This window comes from Aeromicrobium choanae, from assembly GCF_900167475.1.
Taxonomy (GTDB): Bacteria; Actinomycetota; Actinomycetes; order Propionibacteriales; family Nocardioidaceae; genus Aeromicrobium; species Aeromicrobium choanae.
In genome coordinates, this window is sequence record NZ_LT796768.1 from 1,225,117 (window position 1) to 1,235,749 (window position 10,633).

A 10,633-nucleotide genomic window follows, 5' to 3' on the forward strand; every position below is an offset into this window, starting at 1 on the left:
TTCCTGGTTCATCAGGACCCCACCGGGGTCCGTCGTTGGGAGAACAAGCCCGCGATGCCCCCGGGCAAGAAGAAGATGAGCGCGATGAAGACCACGCCGAAGAGCAGCTGGGGCTCCGAGAGCGGGATGCGCACGACCTCGGGCAGGTTCTTCACGCCCTCGGAGGACGCCAGCTCGGGGAGCCGCTGCTCGAGCAGGACGTAGACCGCCGCTCCGAGCGCCGCGCCCCAGATCCTGCCGCGGCCGCCGATCACGACCATCACGATCAGGCTCAGCGACATCATGAGCCCGGCCATGTGCGGCACGCCGCCGCCCAGGACGATGACGTACGCGATGCCGCAGATCCCGGCGAGGAACGCGCTGAGCGAGGCGGAGACGAGCTTGGCCAGATAGGTGTTGACGCCCATGACGTTGACCCGCAGCTCGTTCTCGCGGATCGCCTGCCAGATCCGGCCCAGGCGGGTCGAGGTCGCCCACAGCGCCACCGCCACCACCAGGACCAGGGTGGCCAGCGCGACCCAGTAGATGTTGCGCGTGTTCACGACGCCCACCAGCTGCTCGGGCATCGAGCGGTACGGGACCGTCAGGCCCTCCTCGCCGCCGGTGCCCCAGTAGTTGCGGCCGATGCCGATGGCCACGACCTCGGCGAAGGCCAGCGTCACCATCGCGAAGGACAGGCCCGCGACGCGCAGCGCGACTCCGTTGACGAGGACTCCGCCGACCGCCGAGGCCACCAGGCCGATGCCGATGGCGGCGCCGAACCCGAGCTCCGTGTGGGCCAGGGTCATCGCGAAGCCGTAGCCGCCCAGGGTGAAGAACAGGGCGTGGCCGAACGAGTTGAGGCCCGTGTACCCGAAGACGATGTCGAACGACACGGCCAGCGCGGCCGTGACCAGCACGAGCGCGAGGACCTGCAGGCTGCCCGGGCTGTTGATCTCATAGGGCAGGAAGCCGCCGGTCGTGAACGAGAAGAACGGGACGCAGGCCAGGACGACGAGCAGTACGGCGACGCCGCCCACCCGGACCATCGTGTGCCGACTCATACCGCACGCCCCTCTCGGCCGAAGAGCCCTTGCGGTCGGACCAGCACCGTGAGCGCCATCAGCATCACCGCGAGCAGGTCACCCGCTCCGCCGTTGATGTAGTAGTTCGCGAACTGCTGGATCAGCCCGATGCCCAGCGCGGCGACGAACGCGCCGGGAACCGAGCCGAGCCCGCCGATGATCAGCACGATGAAGGCGAAGATGAGGAAGGCCTCGCCCGTGGCGGGGCTGATCGCGCGCAGGTAGACGCCGCTCAGCGCTCCGCCGGCACCGGCGAGCAGTCCGCCCAGCACGAAGACGAGCGTGAACGAGTGGCGCACGTCGATGCCGAGCGCCCGGACCATGTCGCGGTTCTCCACGCCGGCGCGCACGATGAGGCCGTGCCGGGTGTGGCGCAGGAAGAGCATGATCGCGAGGAAGACCGCCACGGCGACCGCGATGATCATCAGCCGGTCGTTCGTGATCGGCGCGCCGAAGATCGACGTCGTCGACGTGAGGGAGTCCGGCAGCGGGATGATCCGCTCCTCGTGCCCCCAGATGCCGCTGATCAGCGCGGTCAGGACGAACCCCAGGCCCAGGGTCACCAGCACGATGTCGAAGTGGTCGCGCGAGTAGAGCGGCCTCAGCAGGACGAGTTCGGTCACCAGCGCGATGAGGCCACCGACCAGGGTCGCCAGCACGATCGCCAGCAGGAGGCGCCCGAGCGTCGGGTCCTCGCCGTTCGTCTCGCGGACGACGAGCCAGCTCGCGTACGCACAGACCGTCAGGAAGGCGGCGTGCGCCAGGCTCAGCACGTTCATCAGCCCGAAGACCAGGCTCAGGCCCGATGACAGCAGGAAGTACAGGGAGCCGATCCCCAGGCCGGTGAAGGCCAGGACGAGCACGGTGTCCATCAGTGGCCCCCCTGCGTCGTGCCGACCCCGAGTGCTTCGCGGATCGTCGCCTCGTCGTGCAGCACGGCGGCGGGATGCTGGGCCACGACCCGGCCCTCGGCCATGATCACGACGTGGTCGGCCAGGCGGCGTGCGGCCGCGATGTTCTGCTCGACCATCAGCACGGTCGCGGTGCCCTTGATCAGCTCGAGCGCCTTGACGACCTCGGAGACCACCTTGGGCGCCAGGCCCTTCGTCGGCTCGTCGATCAGCAGGAGGGGGCTCTCGTTGAGCAGGCCGCGGGCGAGGGAGACCATCTGCTGCTGACCACCCGAGAGCGTCCCGGCGCGCTGCTTGGCACGCGACTCCAGCTCGGGGAACAGGTCGTGCACGAGGTCGTAGCGGTGGGGCCGGCCCTTGCGCTCGGCGAGGGCGAGGTTCTCGGCCACCGTGAGGTCGGCGAAGACGTCGCGGTCCTCCGGGACGTAGGCGATGCCCTCGCGCACGATGCGCGACGTCTCCATCGCGTCGATCCGGCGGCCGTCGTAGCGGATCTCCCCCGTGCGCTCGACGAGGCCGAGGACCGCCCGCAGCGTCGTGGTCTTGCCGACGCCGTTGCGGCCGATGATCACGGTGACGTCGCCCGCCGGCACGTCGAAGGAGACGCCCTGCAGGATGTGGGAGACCCCGATCGACGCATGGACGTCGCTCAGCTCCAGGAGGTGCTCGGTCACAGGAGCTCCCCGACGTAGGCGGTCTGCACGCGCTCGTCGGCGGTGACCCGGTCAGGGAGGTCGACCGCGAGCAGCTCGCCCTTGTGCATCACGGCGACCCGGTCGGCCAGGCCCAGGACGACGTCGAGGTGGTGCTCCACCATGAGGAAGGTCGCCCCGGTGTCCACGTGCAGCCGTCGGATGAGCTCGGTGAGGTCGTGGACGTCCTCGGAGTTCACGCCGGCCATGGGCTCGTCCAGCAGCACGAAGGGAGCCTCGGCGGCCACCACGATCGCGAGCTCGAGCTTGCGTCGGTCGCCGTGCGAGAGCGCACCGGCCTGCAGCGTCGCGGCACCCCCGAGGCCCACCCGCTCGAGTGCCGCGTGGGCCGCGTCGAGCGTCTCGTCCGTGGAGGTCAGCGTCCGCAGCAGCCCCATGCGGCGGACGCCGCGGGTCTGCGCCATGAGGCGCACGTTCTCCAGCACCGTCAGCCCGAGCAGCAGGTACGAGGTCTGGAACGTGCGGGCCAGGCCCAGGCGAGCCCGCCGGTGGGGCGCCATCCGCGTGACGTCGGTGTCGCCGAGCCACACCGTGCCGGCGGTCGTGCGCACCGTGCCGGTCAACAGGTTCAGCAGGGTGGTCTTGCCGGCACCGTTGGGTCCGATGATGCCCAGGAACTCGCCGGGCGGGACGGTGAGGCTCACGTCCTCGACGATCTTGGCGCCGCCGGCGCGGAACGTCAGGCCCTCCGTCCTCAGGACGGACGGTTCTCGTGGAGTCATTCGGCGTGTCCTCGCAGTGATGAGACGCAGTGCGTCGCGGTGTGATGAGCGTAATACGTACGGGAACCATACGCAATAAGATTGACGTAATTCATTGCACGTCAGGGAATATCCCTCTCCCCTCGCCTCGTGCGCGTGGCGGATGGGTCCACCCGGTACGAAATGGGACCCTCGGTCAGCCGATCTCGCCGGACTCGATCCGGCGCAGCAGCTCGCGCTTGTCGGGCTTCGTGGTGGGCAGGAGCGGCAGCTCCTCGACGACGATCCAGCGCTTGGGGATCTTGTACGGGGAGATCTCCGAGCGCAGGTGACGCGTCACGACCTCGGGATCGAAGGTCTCCGGATTCCGCGGCACGACCGCGGCGACGACCTCCTGACCGACCTCCGGATCGCCCAGACCGACGACGAAGCAGTGGTTGACGTCAGGATGCTCGTCGATCACCGCCTCGACCTCCTTCGGCGACACGTTGGCACCGGACGTCTTGATCAGCTCGGTGAAGCGACCGGCGAAGTAGACGGAGGGGTCGCCCTCACGTCGGAACACCCGGTCCCCGGTGTGCAGCCACCCGTCGTCGTCCAGCACCTCCCAGGCCTCGCGCTTGTTGTAGCCGAGCATGAACCCGGGACCACGGACCCAGAGCTCGCCCTCGAGCCCCGTGGGCACGGCCGCACCGTCCTCGTCCACCACCGTGATGTCCGTGGTCAGGAAGCTGCCCGCCGTCTCGGTCATGCTGCGGTGCCGCGGGACGTTGTCGGTGGTGCCCTGCAGGGCGAGGTCGGCCGGGCCGTCGAGCAGCGACGGCGCCGAGGAGAGGTCGCGCGTGCCGAAGTCCGGGTGCAGTCGCAGGCGCTGGGTGAACGTGGGCCAGCCGGCGACCGCGGTCCCCCGCTCACGCTCCAGCAGCTCCAGCGCGCCGCCCGCGTCCAGCCGGTCCATGACCAGGAGCGTCACCGGGCCGTGCAGCGTGCCGGCCGCGCCGAGCACTCCCCCGATCCAGAAGAAGGGCATCGCGCAGAGGTACTTGGGTGCCAGCCCCTCCGGCGCCATCGCCGCCATGGTGGACGGGATGATCGCCGTCTGGCGCATCACGGCGCCGTGGGAGTGCACCACGCCCTTCGGATCGGCCGTCGTGCCCGACGTGTGGATGATCAGCGCGGCGTCGGAGGGGAAGACCTCGGCCTCGACCGCCTCGAGGAGGCCTGCATCGGCGTCCGCCTCCGTCGGCTCACCGCGCAGGTCGTGGGCGACCGCCCAGGCGGGGGCATCGTCGGCTCCGTCCAGCCAGATCCGTCGCAGGTACGGCGCGTCAGGGAGCCGCAGTCCGGGGCCGTCGTGGGAGGCCAGGCCGGGCAGGGCCTGCTCCAGGAACGACGGCACGTCGATCTTCAGCACGCGGGCGGGCGCCAGCAGGACGTCGACGTCGCCGAGCCGCAGCACCTTCCGCAGCTCGCCCGGGGCGTAGAACGTGCTGAGCGGCAGGACCACGGCGCCGATCCGTGACGCGGCGAGCCACGCGACCACCCAGTCGGTGCCGTTCGCGTAGAACAGGCCCACCCGGGTTCCCTTGCCGACTCCCTGCCCCAGCATCCGCCGGGCGAGGGCGGCGGACGCCGCCTCGGCCTGCGCGTACGTCATCCGGTCGTCGAGGCTCACGACGTAGTCGACGTCCCCGAACTCCGTCGCGGCCCGGCGGATCGCCGTGCCGATCGTCGGGCGGAAGCCGATGTCGGCTGGTTCCATGCTCACTCCTCGTGTGGTCACTCGTTCGAGTCCAGGGTCAGTCGCGCGATGCGCTCGCGGTGGTGGTCGGGCGTTCCCAGCCACTGCCGGTCGAAGGTCGCCCTCTTGAAGAACAGCTGGGCGGTGTGCTCCCAGGTGAAGCCGAGCCCGCCGTGCACCTGAACGGATGCGCCCGCGGCCGCCAGGGCGACGTCGGAGCCGACCGCCTGGCACAGGTGCGTCAGGAGTCGCGCCCGCGGATCCCCGGCGTCGGTCGCGCGCGCGGTCTGGTGCACCGAGGCGCTCAGGGCCTCGACCTCGACGTACCGGTCCGCCAGCAGGTGCTTGATGGCCTGGAACGACCCGATCGGCCGGCCGAACTGCGTCCGCTCGGTCGCGTACGCGACAGCCGACTCCAGCGCCCGCGAGGCCACGCCGAGCTGCTCGGCAGCCAGGGCCAGCGCACCCACCAGGAGCGCCGGCTCGGCCGAGATCGCACCAGGTCGGCCGACCGGCTGCGCGGGCGCACCGGACAGCTCCAGCCGGCCGAGCCCTCGCGTCGGATCCAGCGACGGCACCGTCTCGCGGCGCAGACCCGGTGCGCTGGCCTCGACGGCGAAGAGGCCGGGCCCGTCGTCGGTCCCCGCCCAGACGAGCACCACGTCGGCCACGTCGAGGTCGACGACCCAGTCCTTCGCGCCCTCCAGCCGCCAGCCGCCGTCCCGCTTCTCGGCACGGGTGTCGAGCAGGTCGAGCGACCAGTCGTGGGCCCGCTCCTGGAGGGCGGGCACCACGATCGTGTCGCCTCGGGCGATGCCGGGGAGCCAGGCCTCCTGCCCCTCGAGATCATCGGTCGCCAGCAGCAGCGCGATCGCCAGCGCCGTCGTGGTCAGGGGAAGCGGCGAGACGACCCGCCCGGCCTCCTCCCAGGCGATCACCTGATAGGCCAGCGCCGCACCGTCACCACCGAACGCCTCGGGCACGCCCAGTCCGGCCAGTCCCAGCTCGGCACATCCCCGGCGCCAGGTCGCGGCCACCGCGGACACGTCACGATCCGTCCCGAAGTCGGGAACTCGATCGGGATCGCCGTGGGCGGCCAGGAAGGAGCGCACGCTGCGCCGGAAGTCGGCGAGGTCCTGCTGCTCCCGCGCGACCGCGTCCTGTGTCGTCGTCATCGCAGGTCCGCCATCGCTCGGGGCTCGCGCGGGAGGCCGAGGACCTGCTCGCCGATCGTCGTCCTCTGGATCTGGCTGGATCCGCCGTAGATCACCGCTGCCCTGGAGCGCAGGTAGGACTGCTGCCAGGCAGCGGCCGAGTTCGGCGTGCCGACCGGGTCCGGGCCCAGCACCGTGGCCGAGGGCGGGCCCGTCCGGGCGGTGCCACCCATCCCCAGCAGGTCCATCGCCAGGTCGGTGAGCCGCAGGTCGAACGTGGTCTCGAAGAGCTTGAACACCGAGGACTCCGGCCCCGGCCCCTTCCCGCCCCGCGCGTTCTCACGCGCTTGCATGGTGAGCATCCGCATCGTCTCGACGCCGATGCGGATGTCGGCGATGCGCTGCCGCACCAGCGGATCGGTGGCGCGCCCCTGCTCGCGCGCCAGGGCCACGAGTCGCTCCAGCTCGTGGGCGTAGTGCACGTGCGCCGCGCCGAAGGCGGAGCGCTCGAGCCCGAGCAGGCTGAGCGCGACTCGCGCGCCCTCGCCCGGCCGGCCCAGTACATGGCTCGCCGCGGTGCGCGCACCCTCCAGCCTCACCTCGGCGAACTCGTGCTCGCCCGTCATCGAGCGGATCGGCGTCACGACGACCCCCGGCTGGTCCAGCGGGACGAGGAGGAAGGACAGCGCGTCACGGTTGCGCGCCGTCGCGTCGGTCCGGGCGAGCAGGAAGATCCAGTTGGCCCGATGGCCCTGCGTCTGCCAGATCTTGTGCCCGTCGACGACCCAGTCGTCACCATCGAGGACGGCCCGGGTCCTCAGGCCGAAGAGGTCGCTGCCGGCCTCGGGCTCGGAGAACCCCTGGGCCCATCGGTGCTCGCCGGTGACCAGGCGCGGCAGGAAGTGGGCCTGCTGCTCGGGCGTCCCCCACGCGAGCACCGTGGCGCCGAGCAGGGCGAAGCCGATCGGGTCCGTCGGGAGGGGCCACTGCGGGACACCCGCCCGCGCGAACGCCTCGTCCAGGATGATGCGCTCCGCTTCGGAGAGTCCGGCGCCTCCGTGCTCGAGAGGCCAGTCCGGGGCGATGAGGCCGCTCTCCGCCAGGGCAGCACGCCACGGGCCCAGGAACTCCTCGCGCGCCCCTGCGTCCAGCGCGCCGATGCCCGGGAACCCTGGCGGGACGTGCTCGTCGAGGAATCGCTCGATCCGGTCACGGATCTCGTTGTCGCTCGATCCGGCGTCAGCCTCCGCCACGGGTCCTCCTAGGGTGTGATCCACGCCACCAGTGTGTTTCGGATCCTATTACGTACGGGTTTCGTTCGCAATAGGATCCTCGAAGTTCGCCCGAGACGAAGAGCGACCGGGCGCCCCTGCGGCAGCAGGGGCGCCCGGTCGGTCCGGGAGGCACTCAGTCGACGTCGAAGGAGGAGACCTTCTCGTACTTCGGCCCGGTCACCTGGTAGAGGTACCAGTCCGAGAACGGGTAGTGGTCACCCTCGTAGGAGAAGTCCGAGACCAGACCTTCCATGTCGAACGTCTCCGTGCTCAGGACCTTCGCGAGGTCCTTGCCGGAGCACGGGTGGCCGCACTCCTTCGTGGCCTGCCCGAAGGCGTTGGCGGTGATGTACGCCATCGCGGTGTAGCCGGCGTTCAGCGTGACGGCGTTGACCTCCTTCAGCGTCGGGGAGATGGCGTCGATGTAGTCGACCGCGACGCCGGTGGCGTTGTCCGGGTCCACCAGCTCGTAGGCCGTCATCGCGTAGACGTTCTCGTCCGTCGACTCCTCGAGCGACGTCAGGTTCCCGGTGCCGTCGGCCCAGACCACCGGCACGTCGAGACCCGCCGACCGGACCGCCTTGAGCACGGCCAGGAAGCCCGGCCCGAAGTTGCTCACGATGACGACGTCGGGCTTGGACGCCACGACCTTGGCGACCTGCGGGGAGACGTCAGTGGCGGCGAGGTCGAGCTCCTGCGACGTCACCAGATCGACACCGGCGCCGTCGGCCTGCTCCTTGATCGCCTCGGCGAGCGCCAGGACGGTGAGGGTGTTCAGGTGCACGAGCGCGGCCTTCGGCGCGTCCTTGCCCGAGACCTCCTTGGCGGCCTCGAGGAGGGCGCCACCCATGCGGGCGCTGTTCGGCCCCAGGTTGTAGACGTAGTCACTGCTCTCCGCGACCGAGAGGCACGCGAGCGGCACGGTGTACCGCTCGACGACCGGCGTGGCGGCCGAGCAGTTCGCGCTGAGCACGAAGCCGAACATCGCACTGACCTCGTCGGACGTGATCAGCTGCGTCGCGTTCGTCGCGGACCGCGACGAGTCGCCCGCGTTGTCGACGGACGTCAGGTCGATCTCGTGACCGTCGATGCCGCCGTCCTTGTTGACCTGGTCGACGTAGGCCTTCACCCCGGCCTGCAGCGACTCGCCGTAGAAGGCGACATTGCCGGAGAGCTCGGCATTGATGCCCCACGCGTGCTTGTCATCCCCGGCGGCGGCGTCGTCCCCGCCACCGCACGCGGCGGCGGTCGCAGCGAGAGCGAAGGACGCAAGAGCGACCTTCGCGCGGGTCAAATGGTGTGTCCTCATCAGTTCTCCCTGTGCGAATGCGCCGTTTATTAATTCCGACGTCGGTGTCAATCTAAGTGTGACCTCCACCACTGTCAATCGCCTTGAAAGACCCCGTTCCCAGAGCCCTCCCTATTGTGTCCGAAGTCCGTCCGTAATAGCCTTCCTGCCACATCCCCCAAGGAGGCACACCGTGACGGCATTCGACTACTCGACGATCCTCGACCAGACGGCGAGCCGGTCGCCGGAGCGCGTCGGCCTGCTCGCGGGCGACGTCGAGCTCACGTACGGGGAGATCCGGGCGGCGTCCGACGCGATGGCGCGAGGCCTCCACGCGCTGGGAGTGCGCCCCGGCGATCGGGTCGCACTGTGCCTGGGCACGCAGCCGGAGTGGGTCTTCGCCTTCTTCGCCCTGTGCCGGCTGCGCGCCTCGGCCGTGCTGATGCCGAGCGCCTGGCGCAGCACCGAGATCCGTCACGCGTTCACCCTCACCGGACCGCGGGCCGTGGTGGCCAGTCGCGAGCTCGCGGAGTTCGTCGACGAGATCGACCGCCCCGAGATCGCCGTCGTCACGGGTCCGGGCGACGAGCGTCCCGGATGGACCGAGATGGCATCGCTCCTCAGCGGAGACTTCGCCGACGTGCCGGAGGAGATCCACGCGATCGACCCGACCGACAGCGAGGTCGCCCTGCCCTTCAGCTCCGGGACGACCGGGATGCCCAAGGCGGTCCGCCACACGCACCGCAGCCTCGTCGTGGCGACGGAGCAGTGGCGCGCGAGCCTCGACATCGGACCGCAGGACCGGCTGCAGGCACTGACGCCGCTCGCCCACATCCTGGGCATCGTCAACATCGGGGCGACGTTCATCGGGGAGGCGGCGATCCGGCTGTTCCCGAAGTTCAGCACCCGCGCCATGGTCGAGAGCTTCCAGGCGGACCGCGTGACGATCGGCATGGCGGTGGCGCCGATCGCCGCCGCCCTGGCGGACATGCCCGACCTCGAGGACTTCGACCTGTCGAGCCTGCGCTACCTCAACTGGTCGGCCACCCCGGTCAACCGCGACATCGCCGCGCGGGTCACCGAGCGCACCGGCGTCCACTGGGCACCGGCCTACGGGACGACCGAAGTGCCGATCATCGCGGTGAACCCCGTCACCCCCGGGGCTGCGCGGCTCGACTCGGTCGGACTGCCTCCGAGGGAGGTCGAGGTCGAGGCCATCGACCTGGTGAGCCACGAGTTCCTGCCCCGGGGGGAGACCGGCGAGATCGTCGTCCGGAGCCCTGCCGCGATGGCGGGCTACCTTCCCGCCGGCCAGCCGCCGTTCCTGCCCGGAGGCTGGTACCGCACCGGTGACATCGGGCACGTGGAGGCGCAGGGCTGGGTCATGCTGAGCGATCGCGTCAAGGACATCATCCGGGTCTCCGGGAACCAGGTGTCCCCCGTCGAGATCGAGCAGGTGCTGCTGACGTCCCCGGACGTCGCCGACTGCGCGGTCTTCGGGGTTCCGGACGACCGTCGCGGCGAGCGACCCGTGGCCGCGGTGATCCTGGCCGCCGACGCCGATCCCGATCCGGAGCTGCTGATCGAGTGGCTGGCGCCGCGGCTGGCGCCCTACAAGCGCCTGCGCGAGGTCTTCGTGGTCCAGGAGATCCCCCGGACGCCGTCGGGCAAGATCCAGCGACGACGCCTCGCCGAGGCGTTCCCCGTGGACGACTCGACGATGACGGCCGTCGGGGAGAAGATGAACTAGCATTCCGTACGCCTCCCATACTCAATCTCTCATCGGC

Annotated in this window: 9 protein-coding genes; 1 reads left to right on the plus strand and 8 read right to left on the minus strand. The window is 70.4% G+C overall.

The annotated features are described in order from the left end of the window. Positions 1-11: 11 nt before the first annotated feature. The 8 genes from B5D60_RS06060 to B5D60_RS06095 form a co-directional block, all read right to left on the minus strand. Positions 12-1,043, minus strand: coding sequence for a branched-chain amino acid ABC transporter permease (locus tag B5D60_RS06060; RefSeq protein ID WP_078699316.1), 1,032 nt, complete (start codon positions 1,041-1,043; stop codon positions 12-14). Further along, positions 1,040-1,936, minus strand: a complete 897-nt coding sequence (locus B5D60_RS06065) for a branched-chain amino acid ABC transporter permease (protein WP_078699317.1) — start codon at positions 1,934-1,936, stop codon at positions 1,040-1,042. The genes B5D60_RS06060 and B5D60_RS06065 overlap by 4 nt, the downstream gene beginning before the upstream one ends. Next, the gene (locus B5D60_RS06070) at positions 1,936-2,649 is read right to left on the minus strand and encodes an ABC transporter ATP-binding protein (RefSeq protein WP_078699318.1); all 714 of its coding nucleotides are present in this window, start codon (positions 2,647-2,649) and stop codon (positions 1,936-1,938) included. The genes B5D60_RS06065 and B5D60_RS06070 overlap by 1 nt, the downstream gene beginning before the upstream one ends. Next, positions 2,646-3,410 carry an ABC transporter ATP-binding protein gene (locus tag B5D60_RS06075; protein WP_078699319.1) on the minus strand — a complete coding sequence of 255 codons (765 nt, stop codon included), beginning with the start codon at positions 3,408-3,410 and terminating at the stop codon, positions 2,646-2,648. Before B5D60_RS06075 ends, B5D60_RS06070 begins: the two co-directional genes overlap by 4 nt. Before the next feature lie 175 nt (positions 3,411-3,585). Further along, positions 3,586-5,151, minus strand: coding sequence for a class I adenylate-forming enzyme family protein (locus B5D60_RS06080; protein WP_078699320.1), 1,566 nt, complete (start codon positions 5,149-5,151; stop codon positions 3,586-3,588). Positions 5,152-5,168: 17 nt separating this feature from the next. Next, positions 5,169-6,305 (minus strand): acyl-CoA dehydrogenase family protein, encoded by a 1,137-nt coding sequence (locus tag B5D60_RS06085; protein WP_078699321.1) that lies wholly within the window; start codon positions 6,303-6,305, stop codon positions 5,169-5,171. Further along, positions 6,302-7,537 carry an acyl-CoA dehydrogenase family protein gene (locus tag B5D60_RS06090; RefSeq protein ID WP_197684414.1) on the minus strand — a complete coding sequence of 412 codons (1,236 nt, stop codon included), beginning with the start codon at positions 7,535-7,537 and terminating at the stop codon, positions 6,302-6,304. The genes B5D60_RS06085 and B5D60_RS06090 overlap by 4 nt, the downstream gene beginning before the upstream one ends. 154 nt (positions 7,538-7,691) lie before the next feature. Then, entirely contained in the window at positions 7,692-8,867 is a 1,176-nt protein-coding gene (locus B5D60_RS06095; protein ID WP_078699322.1) for an ABC transporter substrate-binding protein, read from the minus strand. Positions 8,868-9,039: 172 nt separating this feature from the next. On the opposite strand from B5D60_RS06095, the gene B5D60_RS06100 reads away from it, so the two are divergent. Continuing rightward, entirely contained in the window at positions 9,040-10,596 is a 1,557-nt protein-coding gene (locus tag B5D60_RS06100) for a class I adenylate-forming enzyme family protein (protein WP_197684415.1), read from the plus strand. Positions 10,597-10,633 lie beyond the last annotated feature (37 nt).